Genomic DNA, 21,868 nt, shown 5'->3' with positions numbered 1-21,868 from the left:
CTAGAGCGCTCATTGATCAAAGGCAGGAATGCCAAAAACCAATCTCATTCAAGTCAGATTCGCACGACGTATCCCAAGCCTTGAGCCTCAACTACCTACTTGAAGCGGAGAACATCATGGATCAGGCGAGCTTTACAGAAATTTGCCTTCATCAGCTTAAAATGTCGGGCGTTCATGAAGGCGAAAAAGTGATCGTTCTAACACAGGGAAATGAAAGAATCGACTACGCTGACGCATTCATGGCGGCAGGACAGAGAATTGGCGCTAAAATGTATCACATGCGCTTGCCCGCCCCACTACCTTCTGGAGGCTGGAATGTCGGCGTAAACAGCTTATCAAGCATGCCTGATGCAGTTGAGGCACTAAAACAGTGCGACATGCTGATAGACTGTATATTTCTTCTTTTTTCACCAGAGCAAATGGCCATACAGGCAGCGGGGACGCGCATACTCACTGTCGTAGAGCCTCCGGAGCTTCTGGCCAGAATGCTACCCAACCAAGAGCTAAAGGAGAAGGTCGAGATTGCCGGCGAGCTCCTTTCTAAAGCAAAGGTGATGCGAATCACCTCGGCTCATGGCACGGATGTCACATACAAGCTAAACACTTATCCTACCGTCACAGAGTACGCCTGCACGGACGAGCCGGGACGATGGGATCATTGGCCGTCGGGGTTCGTTTTTACGGGCGGGGACGACGACGGCGTTGATGGACAGATCGTCGTAGCTCCCGGTGATGTCCTGCTGCCACAAAACATCTATGTCCGCGAGCCGATCACTTACACGATAGAAAAAGGATGGATTACAGACATTCGAGGAGGACTTGATGCCGATATCGTCAAATCATACATGAAAGATTTCAATGATGAACGTGGATTTGGCATGAGTCACGTCGGCTGGGGAATGAACCGTGATGCCAAATGGCATAGAATGGTTCCAGGAGAGTTTCCTGGCGGCATGGGCATGGAACCCAGAAGCTTTTATGGGAATGTCATGTTCTCAACTGGCCCCAACAATGAGCTTGGCGGAACAAATGACACCGCCTGTCATCTCGACATCCCCATGAGAAATTGCTCTCTTTTTCTCGACGACAACCCCGTATTGATCAATGGCGATATTGTAAACAAGGACATTGCCATTCGGCAGCAATAGGATTAAAGCCCCAGGCTAACTTTAACCTGGGGCGCACTACTGATGTTTCTTGGTTGAACCCCTGACCGCTCTGGATTACAACCTATCCAGTCTTTGAGTCAGCCACTCCCAGAGCGCCGGCGAGTCCTCGCCGATAAAAACCAGCTGGCTCTCGTCTTTCATCCAGTGCTCCAGCTCCCGGCTGGTCAATCGCCCCGCTGCCCGCTGCAGCGCCAGCACACGACCGTCGTCCAGGCGAACGACGCCCTTGAAGCGCAGGATCTGTCTGGGCATGTCATGCAGCAGAGCACTCAGCTCATTCATGTCCACGGCTCCTTCGCGCTTCCAGCTGAGCGTCTCGAGCCCCAGGGCTTCGATGCTGGTCGCCGGGGAAGGCCCCGAACGCACGCGGCGGAACATCGGCGTCTCGCTCGCTGCCGGCCAGAAGACGAATTCCGGCGGGAGGGCTGCCTGGGTGGTTCTCACGTGACGGGAGCCGGGCAGCAGGATGGCCTGCTCGAGCTGGGCAATGGTTGGGTCATCCACTAGGTCGGTCTTGTTGATGACCACCAGATCGGCATTGTCGACCTGGGAGGCCACCAGGTGCCGCAGCGCCGGGCTCAGGTCGGCAGGATCGAGTGCCGCATCGACCAGGGTGATGACGGCCTCCAGCCGGGCCCTGGCCCGAATGCGCGGATAATGGAGTACGTTCACCACCCGCTCCGGATCCGACACGCCGCTGCATTCGATCAGCAGATGATCGAGCTGCCCTCCGCGTCGCTTGATCATCGATTCGATGGAAGCGGAGAGCTCGCCCTGCAGGCTGCAGCACACGCAGCCATTGCTCAGGGTAATCAGGTCGTCGCGACGCTCGTCGACCAGCGCCTCGTCGATATTGAGCGCGCCGAAGTCGTTGACCATGACCCCGAGCCGACGACCGTCGGCATGCTGCAGCAGGTGATTCACCAGGGTCGTCTTGCCGGCCCCCAGGAAGCCGGCCACCACAGTGACGCCGAGCTCGGCGGTCATGGCCTGCGTGCGCTCTTCAATCACGACGCAGGACGCCGGGCAGCACGCAGAGCATCTCGTACAGCAGCGTGGCACCCATCAGGGCGGTGTTGCCGCTGGGATCGTAGGGCGGGGAGACTTCGACCAGATCGCCACCGACGATATTCAGCCCCGCCGCACCGCGCACGATCTCGAGGCCCTGGGCGGAAGTCAGCCCACCCATCTCCACGGTGCCCGTACCCGGCGCCACGGACGGATCGAGGCCGTCGATATCGAAGGTGATGTAGACGGGGGTATCGCCCATCCGTTCATGCACCTCTTCCATCAGCGGCGCCAGCGAGCGGTACCAGCACTCCTCGGCCGTGACGACGCGAAAGCCCTGCTGACGACACCAGTCGAAATCCTCGGCCGCATAGCCGGTGCCGCGCAGACCGATCTGCACCACCTTGCCCTGGGCCAGCAGCCCCTCCTCCTGGGCACGCCGAAATGGCGTACCGTGCGCCAGCGGCTCGCCGAACATGTGCTCGTTCACGTCGGCATGGGCATCGATGTGGATCAGGCCCACCGGCCCGTGCTTCTTCGCCATCGCGCGCAGTATCGGCAGGGTGATGAGATGATCGCCCCCCAGCGTAAGCGGTATACAGGCGTGCTGCAGCACCTTGCTGTAGTAGCGCTCGATGATCTCGACCGTCTTGGGCAGATGAAAGGTGTTGATCGGCACGTCGCCAATGTCACCCACCTGCAGGCTGTCGAACGGTGCGGCCCGCGTGGCCATGTTGTAGGGCCGCAGCATGCGAGATTCGTCGCGAATCTGACGCGGACCCAGCCGAGTGCCGGGACGATTCGACGTGGCGATGTCCATCGGCACGCCGATGAAGGCCACATCGAGCCCCTTGGCACTGTCATGAGCGGGCAAGCGCATCATGGTCGCGGGCCCGCCGAACCGGGGCATCTCGTTGCCGCCCAACGGTTGATTGAACGTCGCCATGTTACTTCTCCTCCCGGCTCGCCTTGAGTTCGATCTCGACGAAGGCGAACTGACCTTCGCCCGCATTGATGACGTTGTGCTCGACCCCGGCCTGGCGGCGATAGGAAACGCCGGCCTTGACCTCGCTCTCGTGGTCGCCCTCGGGGGTCTGCAGGCGCATAACGCCATCCACCAGCGGTACCACGACGTAGTCATGGGGATGACGGTGCCAGCCGGTTTCCGCACCGGGCGCAAAATCCCAGCGCGTCACGATGACCTTGTCATCCTCGAGCTGTCGTGTCGGTTCGGCCGGTAATGGTTGGTGGCTCATGAAACCTCCTAATCGAAGATGAGCTCGGGCAGCCACAGGGCGATCTGCGGAAACAGCACCAGCAGCACGATGCCGAGTACCTGCATGGCCAGGAACGGCACCACCGAACGATACAGGTCGCCGGTCGTCACCTCGGGAGGCGCCACCGAGCGCATGTAGAACAGGTTGTAGCCGAAGGGCGGTGTCAGGTAGGCGCTCTGCATCGCCAGCACGAACAGCGTGGCGAACCAGATCGGGTCGAAGCCCAGCGCCTTGATGATCGGCACGTAGAGCGGCACGGTAATGAACAGGATGGCCGAGTCGTCGAGGAACATGCCCAGCACCAGATAGCTGAGCAGAATCACGCTGAGCACGAGGTAAGGGCTCAGTTCGGCGGCCATGATCTGGCCCACGATCGCCTGGCCGGCCCCCAGCGCGATATAGATCTTCGAGAAGATCACAGCACCGATCATGATCCACATCAGCATGCCCATGATGCGCGCGGTGCTGAAAAGTGCACTGTTGAGCATGGTGACGTTGAGCTTGCCGTGGGCCAGGGCGCAGAGCATGGCACCGAAGGCGCCCAGGGCCGAGGCCTCGGTGGGCGAGGCGACGCCGGCGGCCATGGTCCCGAGCACCACGGCTATCAGCAGGCCGGGCAGGATCATGGCCTTCAGCGCAACCACCTTCTGCCAGAAGCCGATCCGCTCGGAGGCCTCGATGGGCGGCCCCAGCGTCGGGTTGCGGTAACAGCGAATGCCGATGTAGAGCATGTAGATGGCGGCCAGCATCAGGCCGGGCATGACGCCCGCGGCGAACAGCTTGCCCACCGATTCGCGGGTCAGGAAGGCGTAGAGGATCATGACCAGCGAGGGCGGAATCAAGAAGCCCAGTGCGCCGCCTGCCATGATGGCGCCCGCCGAGAGCTGCTTGCTGTAGCCGCGCTTGAGCATGGCGGGCAGCGCGATCAGCCCCAGGCTCACGGTAGCGGCACCGGTAATGCCCACCATGGCGGCAATCAGGGCGCAGATCACCACGGTTCCCATGCCCAGCCCGCCGCGCACACCGCCCATGATCTTGTAGATCATCTGGAAGAGGTCGTCGGCAATACCCGATCGCTCCAGGATCATCCCCATCAGGATGAACAGCGGCAGGGCCACCAGAATGAACTCGTTCATCAGGCCGAAGATCGAGGGCATCATGATGCCGAGGCTGTCTGGCCCCCAGATCCAGTAGCCGAAGCCGACGCCCACTCCCATCAGGGTCCAGGCCAGCGGCACCCCGAAGAACATCAGGGTCAGCATGGCGCCGAACATCAGCAGCGTCAGCAAGATGGGGTCAATGCTTACCATTGGAATCTCCCCGGCTGTCGGTGTCCTGACCGATCGAGGAATCGGTCTCCAGGGGATGCCCCAGCAGGGTGCAGAGGTGGCGCAGGGTATTGGCCAGCATCTGCAGCATGATCAGCAGCACGGCCAACGGAATCATCACCTTTACCGGCCAGATGATCGGTGCCCAGGTGCTGCGGAAGGAGCGCTCCTGCATGGCCACCGACTGCATGGCGAAGTCGTAGGCGCTCTCCAGCAGCAGCGTCAGCAGGATCAGCGTGAGCACGCCGATGAGAAAGGAAACCAGCGCCTGCCCCTTCGTCGAGAGGCGCTGGTAGAAGATATCGATCCGCACATGGCCGTGCCATTTCTCGGTGTAGGCCCCGGCCAGAATGGCATAGACGCCATAGGTCAGGGTCGAGGCCTCATGCGCCCAGTTGGTGGGCGAACGCATCAATTGCCGCGCCGCCACCTCGTACACCAGTATGCAAACCAGGGCGAAGCCAAGCCAGGCAACGAACCGCCCGAGCCACTCGCTCAGGCGGTCCTGCCAGCGGATCCAGGCATGAAGCAGATGCATCGCTGGACTCCCGGTCACTCGAGGCGACCCTTGTCACGTGCCATGTCGCGGATCATCTCGATGGCCTCGGCGGCACGCGGCGATTTCTCGGCCTCGGCATCCCACACTTCCTGAGCCGCCTCGGTCATTGCCACCACGTCGCTTTCGGGCAGGGTGGTAATCTCGAACAGGTGGGCCGCCTCCTCGTTCCACTCGACGAACTTCTGGTGACGGTAGTCGGCCCACTCGGCGGTGACGTCCATGAACGTCTCCTGGAGATCCTCCGGCATACGATTCCAGACGTTCTGGTTGACCAGCACGTTGTCGACGAAGCCCGGGTAGAGCATGTTCATCTCGGTGTAGCTGGTGGCCACCTCATTGAGCTTGAGCACCGAGTAGTCGTAGGGGCCGCCATAGATCAGGCCGTCGATGGCGTTGGTGCTCAGTGCGATGTAGAACTCCTGCGGCGGGATGTAGACCGTGGGAATGTCGAAGTGGTTGAGTACCGCCGAGACGGACGGGGTCGCGCGGATCTTGAGCTCGCTCATGTCGGCCAGGGATTCGACCGGCTCCTTGGTGAGCAGATCGAACTTGCCGCCGAACACCGGCACGGTGTAATGCACGCCCTGCTCGGCATAGTTTTCGGCCAGCAGTTCGCCGAGACCACGCTCGTTCCACAGCTCCTTGGCTTCGTCGAGATCGGTCCAGGCCATGGGAATGCCCGACTCGAGTACCGCAGTATCCATCTGCCCACCCCAGTAGCCGCCGTAGCCGTAGATGGCCTGAAGGGTGCCGCTGCGCAGTGCCGAGTACATCTGGTCGTTGGGTACCAGCTCGCCGCCACGGAAGATATTCAGCTTGATGCGGCCATCGCTGGCCTCAAGCAGCATGTCTTGAAGACGCTGGAAGATCTCGTCCTCTTCGGTGCCGGTATAGCGCTGCATGCGGATCTCGATGACATCGTCCTGGGCTAGTGCGGCGACCGGAAAGGCCATGGCGCTTCCCGCCAGGGCCAGGCATGCCAGGCCGGCCTTGAGAGAAGTGCTAACGGGTCGATTGGTGAACTTGTTGTTATCCATGGTGTTCTCCTGCTGAGTGGGAAGCGTGAAGCCTACCGGGGTGCCTGGGAGCACTCGTTGGGTGCCGGAATCACCCAGTCGTTCTCACCACGTGGCGTGGTGATGTATTCGGGCCAGCGGAAGTGAATCGGCGGCTCGTAGTCGCATAGCGGAGCCAGCCATTGATCCCCGCCGATGCCGCCGCCGGTACGCCGTTCGAACTCGGCCTGCGCCGCGCTCAGCGCCTCCGGCTGCTGGAACAGGTCGAGCAATGTCAGCCCCACCGTTTTCGCCGCCGTCTCGATCATGGGGTCGATGCACGGCGCCAATCCGCCCAAGGCGTTCATCACCCAGTCCGGGTAGGCACCGCCATCGTCGCGGGGCGCCAGCGCCGGGCGCCCGATGTAGAGGCGCACGGTCGGCGCATGCCAGCTGTATTCGGTGTAGTCGTCGGAGGTGAAATGGGTCTGGTTGGGCGGGAGTATCTGGCGCAGTTCGCGCTCCGCATCCTGCGGCTTGCGCAGGGTCTCGATATCGGCCAGGAAGGGCTTCTCCATCGGCTTCATGCCCAGGTTGGCCTGGATCTGGCGGGCCAGCTCGATCGCCTCGTCGCCCAACCGCGGCGCGCCGACCCGCTCGAGGTTGGCGTAGGTCAGCTCGGCCAGGGCATGGTTCGGCAGCCCGGGGCGCGACTTGGCGACCCAGTGGCGCTCGACCCGGCAGTGGGTCAGCTTGGCCACGGATTCGGCGATATGGTCGAGCCCCCTGACCACGTGTTCGGCCTGTTCCACCGACGAGACACGAATGAAGTACTGGATCTGCGACATCTGTGCCGCGAGGTTGTCGGCGGTCGCCTGGCCGGCATTCAGGATCGCCTCGTTCATCGACCAGTTCAGGCCGCTGGCCAGCACGTGCTCGCGCAGGGCCTTGGCGTTGGTATACATCTGGGTGACGGCGTCGTTGGCGCCGGGGGCGCGAGCACTGGCATGCGAAGCCGCGATGGGCGAGTGGCTGCCGCGGGTCATCCAGGTCTCGGGGCTGTCGCACAGGAAGGTATAGATGACCCCGTAGGCAGCACCGCAATGGGTGTCCCAGCGCGTGGTATTGCACAGCGGCAGCATATAGAAAGGATGGAAGCTGATCGCCGCGTCCAGGTCGTCGTAGTAGCCACGGGCCGCATGGATCGGCTTCGAACCGCGCACCTTCTCGGCCGGCTCGCCGAAGAACTTCAGCGTGCCACCGATGCCCTGCTCCTTCATCAGGGCCTGCATGGCAAGAAAGCCCCCCAGCGAGCCAATGCCCAGCGCGGAGTGCGGGTCGGTATGGCCGCCGGCCCAGGGGCTCAGGTTGTCGCGGGGACGTTTCACCACGTCGGCCGCCTGGCAATTGCCCGGCACCGCATCGTACTCGGCATAGCCGCCGAGCGTGGGGCCTTCGCCGTTGCGCCAGGTGGCGCAGAAGGCCGTGGGCATGCCGCCCGAGCCCTCTTCCACCTCGAAGCCATGCTCGCGCAGCAGGTCGACGTAGAAACGCGCCGAGCGGTATTCCCGCCAGGCGGTTTCGGCATAGTGCCAGATGGTCTGGTTCCATTCGGAAAGCTTGGGCATCAGCGCTTCGACGCGCCGGGTGAGAGCATCACGTTGAGTCTGCGTGGTCATTCAGGCTCCTCTCGGGAGTGTTGTTGCTTTGAAATCCACTATAGAGCAAACTCAACTCATCAAAAGTCAAAAATAATCATCTGATTGGTCAAAATGGCTCAACAAAAAGCGAACCATCTCCCCTCGCTACAGGCCTTGCGCGCTTTCGAGGCCCTGGCCAGGCTCGGCAGCCTGACCGATGCCGCCGACTATCTCAGCCTTACCCGCAGCGCCATCAGTCACCAGCTGCGACTGCTGGAAAGCCAGCTCAACCTGCGCCTTTACGAGCGTCGTGGACGTGGGGTGATCCTGACCCCGGCGGGGCAGCTGTATGCCGGCGAGGTACGCGAGGTGCTCCAGAGCCTCGAGCGCATTCATGCCAACCTGCCGGACCAGGAGTACAACGGCCACTTGCACGTGTGCATGCCGCCGGGCTTCGCCGCCAGCGTCATCAGCCGCCATATCAACGATTTCTATCGTGCCTATCCCACCATTCGCCTTCATCTGAGCACCAACCGCGAAGACGAGACGATCAATCAGCCCAACTTCGATCTCTTCGTGGTCTTCAGCGACGGCGTGCATACCGACCACCATGCCGAGCTGCTGGCACAGCCGATGTACCATCCCGTGTGCAGCCCGACCCTGCTCAACGAACTCGATATCACCCACCCTCGCGACCTGGATCGCGCCACCCTGCTGCACCTGCACGATGCCCACGATTGGCAGCTGTGGCTGGCTGGCTGCGGCGGAAAGCACCAGATCAAGGTGGAATCGGGGCTGTACTTCTCGAACATTCTGCTGGTGCTGCAGGCGGCCCTGTCCGGCCAGGGAGTCGCCATCGGCGACGACGTGGTGTGTGGCGACAGCCTGCGTCACGGCCAGCTGGTTCGGCCCTTCGGCGAGAAGATCCCCAGCGACCGAGCCTACTATCTGGTCACGCCGCATAGCCGGCTGGAGGACCCCAACGTGCAGGCCTTCAGCGATTGGCTGAAGAAACTGCTGGAGAGCTTGCTCGGCGCTTCAGCCGTGTCCAGTTGAGCGATTGAAGCGGCAAGAACGTTCACCTCAGGCGCAAGAAATTAACACCTCATGGCCTTTTTTCCTGGTTTATGGTGAATCTTGCACAACAATTAGAGGTGAATGCCATGTTCGATCCCTGGCGCTCCAGCCATGCGCCCGCCCCACGCCACGCCGATATCGTGCTGCAAGGGGGCAAGATCTATACGCTCGATCCCGCACGCCCCTGGGCCGAGGCGCTGGCCATGGCCGGCGGTCGACTGTGCGCCGTGGGAGACGACAGCGCCATGCAGGAGTGGATCGGCCCCGATACCCGCGTGATCCCGCTGGGCGGTCGCTTCGTCATGCCCGGCCTGCACGACATGCATACCCACCCCGACCTGGGGCTGGCCGCCAAGTACGACGATTCGCTCAAGATCGGCATCGAGGACCCCACCCCCGAGCAGGTCAAGCAGGCCATTCTCGACTATGCCGCCAGCCACCCCGGCGACGGCTGGATCCATGGCGCCTACTTCGTACGCTACACCTTTCGCCAGGCCGGGCTGACGCCAGGACGGGAATGGCTGGACAGCTTCATGCCCGACCGCCCCGTGGCCATCCTCGACCGCATGTGGGGCACCATGATGGCCAACAGCAAGGCGCTGGCCCTGGCCGGTATCGACCGCCACACTTCGGACCCTCGCAATGGCTACATGGAGCGCGACCCGCTGACCGGCGAGCCCACCGGCCTGATGATCGATGGTGCCTATGCCATGATCCACGCCGCCATGCCGCCTACGCCGGTAGAGGTGCTGCGCAAGGCCTATCAGGAGGGCCTGCACTTCCAGACCAGCCGCGGCGTTACGGCGACCAAGTACGTGCACGTGTGCGAACAGCGGCTGGCCGCTCTCAAGCAGCTCGACGATGCCGGCAAGCTCAGCCTGCGGGTGGAGGCAGCCATCAGCTGGCAGGACGACATATTCCCGGTCAAGCGGCGCTGGGAGCTGCTGTGCGGCGAACGCCACTACTACGCCAGCAGCCGCCTGAACGCCAACGCCGTCAAGTTCCACTTCGACGGCACCGTGGAGCCGCGTTCCTCCTTCCTGCTCACGCCGTGGGAGAGCGGCGACGACTGGCGCGGCAAGATCAACCTGACCCCCGAACACCTGCGCGACATGCTGGTCGACATGGATCGTCGCGGCATTCGGGTCATCGCCCACTGCACCGGCGACGGCGCCTCCGACCTGTTCCTGGATGCGGTGGCGACCACCCGGCGCATCAACGGATCCAGCGGCGTGCGTCATCAATGCGCCCATAGCACCATCCTGCACGACGCCAACCTCGCCCGCTTCGCCGAGCTGGATGTCATCGCCGAGTTCTCCCCGGCGGCCTGGTATCCCTCACGCTTCACCTCGGGGGCCCGGGCCGGCTATGGGCCGGAGCGCCTGTCGCGTGCCTACAATCTGCGCGGCGTGCTGGATGCGGGAGGCGTGGCGGTCTTCGGCACCGATTTCCCGGTCGCCTCCATCGACCCCTGGTTGGCCCTGGAGACGTTGGTAACGCGCCAGAACCCCTGGGAACCGGGTGAGGAGCGCTTCGGCACGCCGATCGGCCTGGAGGAAGCGCTACGTGTCGCCACGCTCAACGGCGCCTACGCCATGGGCCTGGAGCACGAAACCGGCTCGCTCGAAGTGAACAAGTCGGCCGATCTCATCGTGCTGGACCACAATCCATTCACGCGGGAGGTACGCGGCAACTTGCACCGCACCCAGGTCGAGCTGAGCTTTCTGCAGGGCCAGCCGGTCTACGACCGCGACCGCACGCTGATCGATTTCGATCTGGAGGCCACCTGGCAGGGCCAACCTCCCACCCTGGCCTCGTGATACGCCACGACAATGCCGCTTTACGGAGTCATGACATGACCTGTGCTGAACTACTCATTCGCCTGCTGCGCGACCGCTACGGCGTCGATACGCTGTTCGGCATCCCCGGAGTGCATACCGTGGAGCTCTATCGCGGACTCGAGGCGAGCGGCGTGCGCCACGTCACGCCGCGCCACGAGCAAGGCGCCGGCTTCATGGCCGACGGTTACGCCCGGGCGACGGGCCGGCCCGGCGTCTGCCTGATCATCACCGGGCCCGGCATGACCAACATCGCCACGGCCATGGGTCAGGCCCTGGCCGACTCGGTGCCCATGCTGGTGATCTCCAGCGTCAACCGCCGGGACACCCTGGGCCGCGGCCAGGGCCGACTGCACGAGCTGGAGAGCCAGCGCAACCTGGTGGCCGGCGTGGCACGCTTCAGCCACACCCTGCTCGATCCCGACGGTCTGCCCGAAGTGCTGGCTCGGGCCTTCGCCGTTTTCCAGGGCCAACGCCCGGGGCCGGTGCATATCGAGATTCCCATCGACCTCTTCGACGCCCCCGTCAGCCCGCCGCGGGAGTGGAGCGCACCGACAATCTACCCAGCGGCACCCGACCCCGACGGACTGGCCCAGGCGGCGCAGTGGCTGCACGACGCCCAACGCCCGCTGGTGCTGCTCGGTGGCGGCTGCGTCAAGGCCCCCGAGGCGGCGAGAGAGCTGGTCACCCGCCTCGACGCACCGACGGCGACCACCATCAACGCCAAGGGCCTGCTGGGCGATGCGCACCCGCTCGACCTGGGCGCCAACACAGGGCTGCCGGCCGTACGCAAGCTGGCCCGCGAGGCCGACGTGATCCTGGCCATTGGTACCGAGCTGGGCGAGACCGACTACGACGTGGTCTTCGACGACGGCTTCGCCCTCACCGGCCGGCTGATACGCATCGACCTGGACGCCCAGCAGCTGGTGCGCAACCAAGCGCTGTCGCTGGGCCTGGTCGGTGATGCGGCGCAGGCCATCACGGGACTGCTCGCGCATTTCCCGACCCCGCTGGACAAGCAGGGCACCGCCCGCGCCAGCATGACGCGCGAGGCACTGAACCTGGCCCAGGACCCTACCCTCGCGCCCTTCGTGCCGCTGTGCGAGACGCTGCGCGAGGTACTGCCGGAGGCCATCTGGGTAGGCGACTCCACGGCGCCGGTCTATGCCGCCAACCATCTGCTGGCGCTGCCGGCCCCCCGCCACTTCTTCAACGCCTCCACCGGCTACGGCACGCTGGGGTACGGCCTGCCGGCGGCGCTGGGCGCTCAGCTCGGCCAGCCGCAGCTGCCGGTGATCGCCCTGGTCGGAGACGGCGGGGTCATGTTCACCCTTTCCGAACTGGCCACCGCCGTCGAATACCGCCTGCCGGTGGTGATCCTGCTGTGGCACAACCACGGCTACGAGGAGATTCGGCGCTACATGGACGCTCACGGCGTCGAGCGCCTGGGCGTCGACATCCAGGCACCCGACTTCATCAAGCTCGCCGGCGGGTTCGGCTGCCTCGCCACCCGGGTCGACTCGCCCCCCGAACTGGCCAGGGCACTCGAGAGCCGCCCCTCCGACGGGCCTTTACTCATCGAGGTCGATGCCAATGCCTGGATGGCCTGGTGCGGGGACAACGCAACCGCGGCCAAGGAGCCCGTATGACCCACCTGGAACACCAGTTCATCGACAACCGATGGGTCGCCTCGGCAAGCGAACGCCGTCTGGCCGTGACCAACCCCTATACGGAAGAGCTGATAGCCGAGGTGACAACCGGCCACCCCCGCGACGTGGATGCCGCCGTGGACGCGGCCAAGCGCGCCCTCCCCGCCTGGCAGTCGCTCAGTGGTACCGAGCGCGGCCGGTATCTCGAGGCGTTCGCCGAGGCGCTGACGCGCCGGCGGGATGAGCTGGCACGAGTGTCGTCGAGCAATAACGGCAAGGTGCTGGCGGAAGCGTACATCGACCTCGACGACGCCATCGCCTGCTATCGCTACTACGCCCGGCAGGCACGCGCTCTGGACGCCCGCCAGGGCGAGCCAGTGCGACTCGACATGGAAGGCGTCGAGGCGCGCTGCTATCACGACCCCGTCGGCGTCGTCGGGCTCATCACGCCGTGGAACTTCCCGCTGGTGACCAGCGCCTGGAAAGTCGCCCCGGCACTCGCCGCGGGCTGCACCGTGGTGCTCAAGCCCTCGGAAGTGACGCCGCTGCCCGAACGGGCCATCGCCGAGATCGCCCTCGAGATAGAACTGCCGGCGGGCGTTCTCAACCTACTCTTCGGCGACGGCCAGGGTATCGGCATACCGCTGTGCGCCCATCCCGATATCGACAAGATCTCCTTTACCGGCAGCAACCGGGTAGGCGAAGCGGTGATGCATGCCGCGGCCGATCGTACCGCCAGGGTATCGCTGGAACTCGGCGGGAAATCGCCCGTGCTGGTGCTGAAAGATGCCGACCCCGAACAGGCCGCGGACTGGGTGATGGCGGGCATCTACTACAACGCGGGGCAGATCTGCTCGGCGACGTCGCGGCTGCTGGTTCACCAGGACGTGGCGGAGCCGCTCTACGCTGCCTTGGCAAAGCGCATCGACGCTCTCGAACTGGGCGACCCGCTGGCCGAGGGTACCAACATGGGCCCGCTGACCAGCGCACGGCAGCGCGACGCGGTGCAGGCCTACCTCGCCACCGCCGAACGTGAAGGGCTGCTGGCGGTGCGCGACGCACGCCACCGCACCCTGCCCGAACGCGGCTACTTCCTGGCACCCACGCTCTACCGTGACGTGCCCACGACCAGCCGACTATGGAGAGAGGAGATATTCGGCCCGGTACTCTGCGCCCGCAGCGTGGCCGACGAAGCAGAGGCCATCACCCTCGCCAACGACACCGACTTCGGCCTGGCCGCCACCGTGATCAGCGGGGATCCAGAGCGGGCCCGACGCATCGGCCGACAGCTCAAGGCCGGCAGCATCTGGTACAACAGCGAACAGCTGGTGCTGCCCCAGACCGGCTGGGGTGGCTTCAAGCGCAGTGGCATCGGCCGGGAACTGGGCCCATGGGGCCTGGCCGCCTATTTGGAGGTGAAGCATCTGGTAGGACCCGCGGACGATGCTTGAACGCATTCGGTCGAAGGGCCGAGGCCTTCGTCCAGTGCGCCTCGAACCAACCGCTGACGGGCCTCACCAGTGCATGCTCAGATATCGGCAAGTCCGCCTTATCTTAGGTATCGGAGGAAAAGAAGTCCTTGGGCGTGGCGCCCAATTGTTCTTGGAAGGCAGCAATAAAGGCCGACATGCTCTCATACCCACTACCCAGAGCGGCATCGGTGACTCTCTCGCCCCGCTCCAGTGCCGGTATGGAGGCAAGCACACGGCACCGCTGACGCCACTGGCGAAACGTAAAGCCGGTTTGATGCAGGAACCAGCGGCTCAATGTGCGTCCCGATACCCCGAGCCGGCGAGCGTGGTCCTCGATTGACGAGCGATCCGCTGGTTTCTCCTGCAACTGGCGACAGATATTCCCAAGCCGGGGATCTTCGGGCCAAGGCAACATCAAGCCGGCTTGTTCGGCGACAGCAAGCCGATCCAACAAGACCCCGACCAGTCGCCCATCGGCTCCCGCGTCATCGTAGCGTACAGGTAGCTCACTGAATGCCTGGATCAACTCCCGCAGCAATGGACTGACCACGATCACCTCGCACTCGGGGCGTGGCCTAAGCATGGCAGCAGGCTCGATATAGAGGCTGCGCATGAGGGTACCGGGCGAACAGGTAACGGCATGCCGCATGCCCGCCGGCACCCACACTGCCCGCCCGGGTGGCGCCAGGAAATGACCTGTCTCGGTTTCGACGCGCAGCGTGCCACGCAGCGCGTGGGACAGCTGCGCCCAAGGATGGTCGTGGGGCTCCACAATGGCCCGGTTCGGCAAGGAGTGCGTGCTGCCATAAAGGGGGCGGGGCAATTCGACCAGTTCCGCAAGGCGGCTGGGTTCTTCTGGCGCTACCACAGCAGCCGGCGTGTCCGTTTGGCGATGCTTCACGTCTTTTTTCCGAAATACTCACATTATGCATCACCTTATACTAATTTGGAAAATATTTTCATGGAGTTGTTTCGGTGATGCTGCAACGTCTGAGACTCGTGTTTGATGACTTCACGCTGATACTCTTGCTCGTGGTAGTAACCGCCACGCTGATGCCGGCACACGGAGCGGGGGTTGGGTTCTTCGAGACACTGACCGCCCTGGCCATTGCCTTGCTGTTCTTCATGCATGGCGCCAAGCTTTCACGCCACGCCATTATCGCCGGTGTCGTGCACTGGCGATTACACCTACTGGTTTTTCTCTTCACCTTTGTCGCCTTCCCCCTCATCGGCTGGGCAACAATACCGGTGCTGGAACCGCTGCTGGGCGAAGCCCTGACACGCGGTCTTATCTACCTGTGCGTGCTGCCCGGCACGGTGCAGTCGGCAATTGCCTTCACCTCCCTGGCCCGCGGAAACGTGCCGGCAGCCATCTGCAGCGCCTCCGCCTCCAGTTTGATCGGCATTCTGCTAACTCCACTGCTGATGGTGTGGATACTCGATACCCAGGGTGTAGGGGAGCGCTTTTCAGCAGCGGAAGCGGCACTCAAGATCAGCGCACAACTGCTATTACCCTTCGTGGCAGGCCATCTATCTCGCCCATGGCTCGGCGCGTGGGTCGACCGGCATCGCACCTGGTTGGGAAGAGTCGACCAGAGTTCGATCTTGCTGATTGTTTATACCGCTTTCAGTGCTTCAGTCGTGGACGGGCTGTGGCGCATGGTGTCACTGTCAGCGCTGGCAACCTTGAGCGTGGTTTGCTGCCTGCTCCTGGCGCTGGTGCTCAGTATCACCACCTGGCTAGCTCGATCACTGGGCTTCCCCCGCGAAGACGAGATCACCATCGTGTTCTGCGCCTCCAAGAAGAGCATGGCCACGGGAGTCCCCCTGGCACAGATCCTGTTTTCAGGAAGCGCCTTGGGCCCCGCCCTGCTACCACTCATGATCTTTCACCAAATCCAACTGATGGTGTGTGCCGTTCTTGCCTCTCGGTATGCGCATCAACGTCAGGCTAGCGGTATTCCTGTCAGCTAGGCTGGGTGGACGGAATCAAACCATCAACACAGGGACAGGAGATCGGGTGTAGGAATATTTGAAAAGGGTGATGGGCCCAGCAGGACTCGAACCTGCGACCAAGGGATTATGAGTTCGCTTTTAAAACAATAAGTTACTGACACACAAGGAAATGTGACCGTAATCGAGCGAAAGGTACAGTTCTTTGGAATCAGTAACTTAGCGAAGGTTAAGGATAGCACACGAAGCTGGTGTGTGTACCGGTGGTGTACTGATCTTGATCAGTTACCCACCCACGGGACATAGAGCCAACTCGGCTATTTCACAGGCATGAGTGAGATTTTTAAGGTCACGACAGGCCCTCGTATTAGTCAGTTACCCGGAACTGCGTCGAGTATGATCAGATCCACAGGAGTAACCTGTGGTCCACTTCACGGATAAGTATGCCCTGCCGTGCGAGCCCGAAGCGCCCATATTGATCGTTCTGAGCCCCCTATTTCATCCATTTCTTGACTCTAAGCATCCTGTTCAGAGAAGCCTCACATAACTGGCAAAGGTCTATTTCCACATCTTTATAATCATCGATTAGCAGCAACAATATTTTTTCTTTTTTCAACCTCTTTACGCCAAGCCTCTAATTTTTCGATATCTTCACGGAGTTCGTCAGGGTCGGGAACCGGCAAGTGGATTGTAGAAGCGGGATCATGCTCAAACTTAGAGCACTTTGTCATTCCCCCTTCGATTTTCTTGTAATCGCCATCTTCAACCACAACAGACTTAAGCCTCTGCGTTGAGACACCTTCACCGAACCTCTGTATAGAGCCATTGAAAAGAACTTCTTCAATAGACCTTTCCCAAGCCATTCGTAGCAATCGGTATGCCCCATGTGTGAGTCGGCGATGATCGTCTTCATCTCCAGACTTATGAGATTTCTCAACATCGACAAGCATTTGCCTTAGCCGACCAATTCTATCTTTTGTAGTAAGAGTATCGAATGGCAGGACATTTGAATGGACTCCATAGCCGGCAGATGTACGACGAATATATTGCTTAATTAGATGAGCACCGACATCCCTAGCTTTTTGCTCCATGATACACAGAAAATAGATATCATGTGTAAGTACAATAACTTGTCGTTGCAAGGCTTCATTGGCTAGCCGTTCTGCCACCTCCCAACGGCGGCGATGGTCGAGAGATGAGACCGGGTCGTCAAATACGACACCTCCTTGCCCTTTGCTTAACTTGACTTCTGCAAGGAATGAAGCGATTGCGATCGCTCTCTGCTCTCCCTCACTAAGAATGGCTGAAGGTGTCCCACCACCTGGCAGCTGGAGCATTAATTTAAACTTAGTCCTTCCTCCTGGAGACTCTGGCCTCATTGAAACTTGAAGATCATGTACCTTCAGCTTTTTCAATTCGACATTCAATACCTCTGCAAGCTCCTGGGTGGCCATGGTCTTTGATAAAGCCGTAGACTTACGAGAAATTCCTGCTGTTGCCATACCATCAATGCATTTCTGCAGCTTCGCACACAGCTCATACCTCGAAATCGCATCAAGAACCGCTGGCTTAATTTCTCTTAGTCTACGACGCGACTCAAGCTCCGACTGTTCAGCCACCATGGCCGCCTTAGCCTTTTCATCCATGCTTTCCTCAAGAGCCTTCGCTGACTCATTGAGCGTATGGACCACTTTTAATAGATCATCTGTCGGATCGGTTGGTATGGCTTCTACATCATTCCATTCAATCTGCCCTGCGGATGCCTTTAAAGTATCTTGCTGTCGTTTTTCTAGGGATGGTTGCAAACAAATGCATGCCCTCGATAATGCTTCATCAATTTCCGTTAGTTCTTGCCCCAAGGATTCATCAATGCCTAAATTCAAACTAGCTTGTTTGATCACTAGAAAGGCTGAAGCGGCCTTCTCACGAGCGCCTCGAGCCGCCTTCTCAGCAGCCTGTTGTATGAAATCGTCAAACCTCTGTAAATGGGCGACTCCAGAATGACCTAATTCATTTTGACATAGAGGGCAAAGTGCTTCTGGTGGTAAATCAGGGAAGTTGTTGTTTCCATGTGAAATAGCTGAAAACGACCTAGCTGCCTCGAACAGCAACTTCCATTCTTCCCCACCTGTACCTGGAAGATGGCCGGGAGTTTCTTTGAAATCTTTGGCTGCAATTTCGGCAGCTTGTTTTGCTGCATTTGATGCATTCACCAACGTCTGGAGTTCATGAATCTTATATTCACTAACAATGCCCAGCGCAGACCGTATCCTACCAATCAGATTGTCAATACGAATCGCCTTCTGACGCATGTATTGAGCTTTCTTTTTGGGATCCGATTCAGCTAGTGCTCTATTGAGGGTATCTAGCCTCTCAAGGTCAGCTTCAGTCAATTTTGAAAGTTCTTCTATATCAGATGCCTTGGTTTTCCTAGGAATATCAAGTAGCGCCTGGCCCACTTCAGTGGGCATCTGTGATAACGGCGCATAGGCTGCACCATTGGGTGTGTTATCTGACTTTTCTCTAGCTGCTCTCTCTTTGAGCTCGTTACAAACAGTGACCAGCCCAGCCAAGATGTCCAGACCATAGGGTACGTATGCGAAATCACCTTGATTATCGATGTACGCCCGAGCACAGTGCGTATCAAAAATAGAAATCTCGGAAAGAGGCTCAGGAGCAGTCTTCCCATCTTGCCATGGAAGATCTGTTGGCTGACCATCAATTAATGTCTCGAATACAGCAGAAGCTCGTCCTGTATGTTTGGGATCAAGCCTCGCATTGGGGAGAATCGGTTCACTCTGGTCTCGTGCGCGACAGGCTCTTTTGAGCACCCGCGAATAGCCCGACTTTCCAGCACCATTCTCTCCATAGATCACGGTCAAGCCCAACGGAGCTATTGGAAGTGCTCCGTCCTCGGCTAATGCGTTGATGTTTGAAATCTGCTTAATGGACAAAAGCTGAACTAGACGTGTTGGAATGGGTGGTGTTGCAACCTGAGCCGCAGCCAAGACTTTGGGCATCCTTTTCTCAGGATCAGGAATCCCCGCTTCAGCCTTCGCCAATGCATAGAGATCGTCGTAGTCGCTCGGCTTCAATGTCCGATTCGCATATAGTCTAGCGATTGCGTCCTGCTGCCACAGCGGCAAAGTCTGAGACCATGTATGAATTTCTTGAAGAATTGACACTGATCACCCCCTCTAATTCGCCTTCCTACTGCCGCATCCTACACGACCTTATCTGACACAATTATTGGCCATGTCACTTGCACAAAAGACAAGTCGTTAGGCAGTGCGCAGCTCATTCGTTAGCTATAATCGTTAGCTGCTCCACTTTCGTACAGTTCTTTGATAGAAGTGGCAGATTCCACTGCCGAGCGAACCATTGGTTCTTTTAGATCTAGTACTCTGAATGTATCGCCAATCTTTGCTACCGCATCGACCCGCCGGAACACACTTCCGTAGACTTCAGCGTATCGTGCCAGCCCCTTCAGTTTTGGGATAGCATCACTGAACTGAGTTCCATGTGGATCCACGATGTCGGCTACGACCGTCCCATCCTCATATTGTGAGAAAAAGATAAAATCCGGGCGCAAAACCCTAGTCTCAACTCCATCTTCATAGGTAACGCCAAGCGAATCATGGCTCGCGCGAGACGGATTTCGAAACCAGGCCACTACTCCGTCTCTCTGCAACTCTGTCTGAAGCACATCGACCTCCCAAGAGGATGTAAAGTGCTCGGGGAAAAGGCCATCATCCGAGCAGAGAAGATGCTTTTCGTAACAGGGCAAGAGCTTCTCGCTTCCATCAGCTTCACGGATCGTGGTTGGCTGCATCCAAGATGTCGGTCGAGCAAGATCTACATCCAAAGGATCAGCACTCCACTCACGAATTTGCCGATACACCTCTTGGCGATCATCAGATAGCCCCTTGATCTCTATGCGATATTTAGTCAACCACTGTATAGCGAGCTTCTCAGCCTCAGTTTCAAGATAGTCTCGCACTTCGGGGACAAGTCCCAGTGCAGCGACTGTGGCATGTGCTTCAACCAGTGACTCTTCGAGCTCATCTGGGTCTCCCTCTGTCCTTGCAAGAAAGTCACTGTATGTCGTTGCAAGATCGGGGCTAATAACTCGACCTGCCTTACGGTATGCGTCCTCAATCACTGCGTAGTCCGCAGCTTCTAGGAAATCATCGAACGACATCTCGCGCGACCCGAAGTCAGCTCTAAGACTTCTCCCTTCAACTGTGAGAACTGCCTTTCGAGCATTAGTAATCTCTTCCTTATACCGCTCTCTCGCGCCATTCAGTACCTTATGCATTTCTGCGTGCGCCATTTTTCCTGCTTCGGGTAGAAGTCCGTCAGCCGAAAGCTCATGGGCCAGTGATGTCAATCTCTTCACAGGACGTGCCTGCCGCTTTGGCAGGGACTGAGAAGGCAAAGAAAGCAACTTATCCCATACCTTCTCAGGAATATTGGTGTTTGGTTTCATCTCCTCGGGGTTGACAAGAACCCTACGGCCGGGAAGCTCCTCACCTCCATCGCCACCAGACATGAGTGCTTGGGCCACATCCTTAACCGACTTTTCGTCAAAGAATGGGAGTAGGCAGTCCACAGCATTAAGTCTCTCATTACCAGGAATACGCCGTGCGAGTGGCGTGCGTACCATTCGTCCAAGCAGCTGCGTAATATGTGTCCTATCTTTCGCGGGACGGAACGAGACCATCACTTCTGCACGGGGGCAGTCCCAACCTGTACTAATAGCATCTTTCGCTATCAATACGCGCACCCAAGTTGACTCCTGTACTCTCTCGGGTGAAATATAAGGTACAGAATAGCCACCAAATTGCTGTGAAGAGTGCTCTCCGAACACATGGGCAACTGCATCTTCCTGCAGCTCTGGCCAGCGTTCATAGATAGCATCAAGCACTCGGCCAATCTCATTATGATCAGGAGAGTTTGGCACTTGAAGTACCATCATAGGCAGCACAATATCAGCATCATCCTGCTGCTCCGCATATGCTCTCCAAGCACCGGTTATTTCCTTCAGCTTATCCGTACCTCTGCGAACAAGAACAGTGTCAAACTGTCCCATTTCACTTGGCACATCGAGAATGATAGTATCTTTCAACAACCCCGATGCCTGAACCTTGCTAGAGTCCACCACTACGTTAGGCAACGTCGCCCGATCCTGCATGCCTGCTATCGCATCATTAAAACGTTCAACGGTCGCTGAAATACCCCAGACAATAGGGATTCCTGGCACAGCTCCTGACCCATTGATGAGCCGCCTGACGATAGTTGGTCTTTCTCCCGAGTTATTAGAACTACCCGAAGCCCTCATCCCACGGTGAGCTTCATCGAGGACGAGATAGAGGGTAAGTTTAGAATCCTCAATTGTATTCTGGATGGTATCCCAAATCGTGAACGAGCGTAGATCCGGCATCATGGCCAACTGACCACTTTTCTCAATTCCATCTTCGTCAGGGTCATGTCCGCGCACTAGCAAACTTGATTTACTGAGCTTCTGCGTATTCAGAAAATAGATTTTTCCCGCCTCTAGCTTGTCACGGTTGAACGTATTCTGTACGACGACAAGGTCGGAAATGGAGAGCCGGTCCGATGCTTCTAGCAACCGAAAGCGTGACTGCTCGTTTAGTGATGGATCATCGCTGAACCAGATGACAACTGCCCCTGGGTCAGGCTCAAAGTCGAAGGTGTCATCGCCGTGGATAAGCGCTTCAAAAACTGCCGCAGCCATGACTGTTTTACCTGCACCTGTAGTAGCCGTCAGCGAGAACGCGTGTTTATCCTGGTCTTCATGCCAGCGCTTTGCGGCTTTCTTAAAATTGGTAAGCACGTCCGCGACGGCTTCATCTTGATAGTCTTTGAGCGTAAACTTCATT

16 protein-coding genes are annotated in these 21,868 nt (G+C 59.4%); 6 read left to right on the top strand and 10 right to left on the bottom strand.

The features are described from left to right. Positions 1 to 116 precede the first annotated feature (116 nt). Complete coding sequence (locus HNO53_RS05730; RefSeq protein WP_209476896.1) at positions 117 to 1,148, top strand: 2,5-dihydroxypyridine 5,6-dioxygenase NicX family protein; 1,032 nt, start codon at positions 117 to 119, stop codon at positions 1,146 to 1,148. 75 nt (positions 1,149 to 1,223) lie between these two features. On the opposite strand, the gene HNO53_RS05725 is transcribed toward HNO53_RS05730, so the two are convergent. From HNO53_RS05725 to HNO53_RS05695, 7 genes are read right to left on the bottom strand one after another with little or no spacing between them, the layout of a single operon-like run. Continuing rightward, the gene (locus HNO53_RS05725; protein WP_209476894.1) at positions 1,224 to 2,156 is read right to left on the bottom strand and encodes a CobW family GTP-binding protein; all 933 of its coding nucleotides are present in this window, start codon (positions 2,154 to 2,156) and stop codon (positions 1,224 to 1,226) included. Positions 2,157 to 2,172: 16 nt separating this feature from the next. After that, positions 2,173 to 3,123 carry an agmatinase gene (speB, locus tag HNO53_RS05720; RefSeq protein WP_209476892.1) on the bottom strand — a complete coding sequence of 317 codons (951 nt, stop codon included), beginning with the start codon at positions 3,121 to 3,123 and terminating at the stop codon, positions 2,173 to 2,175. 1 nt (position 3,124) lies between these two features. After that, entirely contained in the window at positions 3,125 to 3,433 is a 309-nt protein-coding gene (locus tag HNO53_RS05715; RefSeq protein WP_209476890.1) for a cupin domain-containing protein, read from the bottom strand. 8 nt (positions 3,434 to 3,441) lie between these two features. Beyond that, positions 3,442 to 4,764 (bottom strand): TRAP transporter large permease, encoded by a 1,323-nt coding sequence (locus HNO53_RS05710; protein WP_240549096.1) that lies wholly within the window; start codon positions 4,762 to 4,764, stop codon positions 3,442 to 3,444. Further along, the gene (locus tag HNO53_RS05705; protein WP_209476888.1) at positions 4,751 to 5,320 is read right to left on the bottom strand and encodes a TRAP transporter small permease subunit; all 570 of its coding nucleotides are present in this window, start codon (positions 5,318 to 5,320) and stop codon (positions 4,751 to 4,753) included. Before HNO53_RS05705 ends, HNO53_RS05710 begins: the two co-directional genes overlap by 14 nt. A gap of 14 nt (positions 5,321 to 5,334) precedes the next feature. Beyond that, the gene (gene dctP / locus HNO53_RS05700; RefSeq protein WP_209476886.1) at positions 5,335 to 6,378 is read right to left on the bottom strand and encodes a TRAP transporter substrate-binding protein DctP; all 1,044 of its coding nucleotides are present in this window, start codon (positions 6,376 to 6,378) and stop codon (positions 5,335 to 5,337) included. A 32-nt stretch (positions 6,379 to 6,410) separates the two neighbouring features. Beyond that, on the bottom strand, positions 6,411 to 8,015 hold the full coding sequence (locus tag HNO53_RS05695) for a zinc-binding metallopeptidase family protein (protein WP_209476884.1): 1,605 nt from the start codon (positions 8,013 to 8,015) through the stop codon (positions 6,411 to 6,413). A 93-nt stretch (positions 8,016 to 8,108) separates the two neighbouring features. Here HNO53_RS05695 and HNO53_RS05690 point away from each other — a divergent pair, with 93 nt between their 5' ends. The 4 genes from HNO53_RS05690 to HNO53_RS05675 all read left to right on the top strand — a co-directional run bounded on the left by HNO53_RS05690 (position 8,109) and on the right by HNO53_RS05675 (position 13,991). Further along, positions 8,109 to 9,032, top strand: a complete 924-nt coding sequence (locus HNO53_RS05690; RefSeq protein ID WP_209476882.1) for a LysR substrate-binding domain-containing protein — start codon at positions 8,109 to 8,111, stop codon at positions 9,030 to 9,032. A 107-nt stretch (positions 9,033 to 9,139) separates the two neighbouring features. Next, positions 9,140 to 10,873: an amidohydrolase gene (locus HNO53_RS05685; RefSeq protein ID WP_209476880.1), complete on the top strand. Its 1,734-nt coding sequence runs from the start codon at positions 9,140 to 9,142 to the stop codon at positions 10,871 to 10,873. Between the two features lie 35 nt (positions 10,874 to 10,908). Then, positions 10,909 to 12,540 carry a 5-guanidino-2-oxopentanoate decarboxylase gene (locus HNO53_RS05680; RefSeq protein WP_209476878.1) on the top strand — a complete coding sequence of 544 codons (1,632 nt, stop codon included), beginning with the start codon at positions 10,909 to 10,911 and terminating at the stop codon, positions 12,538 to 12,540. After that, the gene (locus HNO53_RS05675) at positions 12,537 to 13,991 is read left to right on the top strand and encodes an aldehyde dehydrogenase family protein (protein WP_209476876.1); all 1,455 of its coding nucleotides are present in this window, start codon (positions 12,537 to 12,539) and stop codon (positions 13,989 to 13,991) included. Before HNO53_RS05680 ends, HNO53_RS05675 begins: the two co-directional genes overlap by 4 nt. A 103-nt stretch (positions 13,992 to 14,094) precedes the next feature. On the opposite strand, the gene HNO53_RS05670 is transcribed toward HNO53_RS05675, so the two are convergent. Continuing rightward, the gene (locus HNO53_RS05670) at positions 14,095 to 14,913 is read right to left on the bottom strand and encodes an AraC family transcriptional regulator (RefSeq protein WP_209476874.1); all 819 of its coding nucleotides are present in this window, start codon (positions 14,911 to 14,913) and stop codon (positions 14,095 to 14,097) included. A 77-nt stretch (positions 14,914 to 14,990) separates the two neighbouring features. On the opposite strand from HNO53_RS05670, the gene HNO53_RS05665 reads away from it, so the two are divergent. Next, complete coding sequence (locus HNO53_RS05665; RefSeq protein ID WP_209476872.1) at positions 14,991 to 15,986, top strand: bile acid:sodium symporter family protein; 996 nt, start codon at positions 14,991 to 14,993, stop codon at positions 15,984 to 15,986. A gap of 557 nt (positions 15,987 to 16,543) precedes the next feature. Here the strand turns inward: HNO53_RS05665 and HNO53_RS05660 are convergent. Next, positions 16,544 to 19,150, bottom strand: coding sequence for an AAA family ATPase (locus tag HNO53_RS05660; RefSeq protein WP_209476870.1), 2,607 nt, complete (start codon positions 19,148 to 19,150; stop codon positions 16,544 to 16,546). Between the two features lie 119 nt (positions 19,151 to 19,269). Continuing rightward, complete coding sequence (locus HNO53_RS05655; protein ID WP_209476868.1) at positions 19,270 to 21,867, bottom strand: DEAD/DEAH box helicase; 2,598 nt, start codon at positions 21,865 to 21,867, stop codon at positions 19,270 to 19,272. Position 21,868 lies beyond the last annotated feature (1 nt).

Origin of the sequence: Billgrantia antri (assembly GCF_017868935.1) — a bacterium.
Lineage (GTDB): Bacteria > Pseudomonadota > Gammaproteobacteria > Pseudomonadales > Halomonadaceae > Halomonas > Halomonas antri.
The sequence above is the reverse complement of the archived record's forward strand: the minus strand, read 5'-3'. Positions and strand labels throughout refer to the sequence as shown.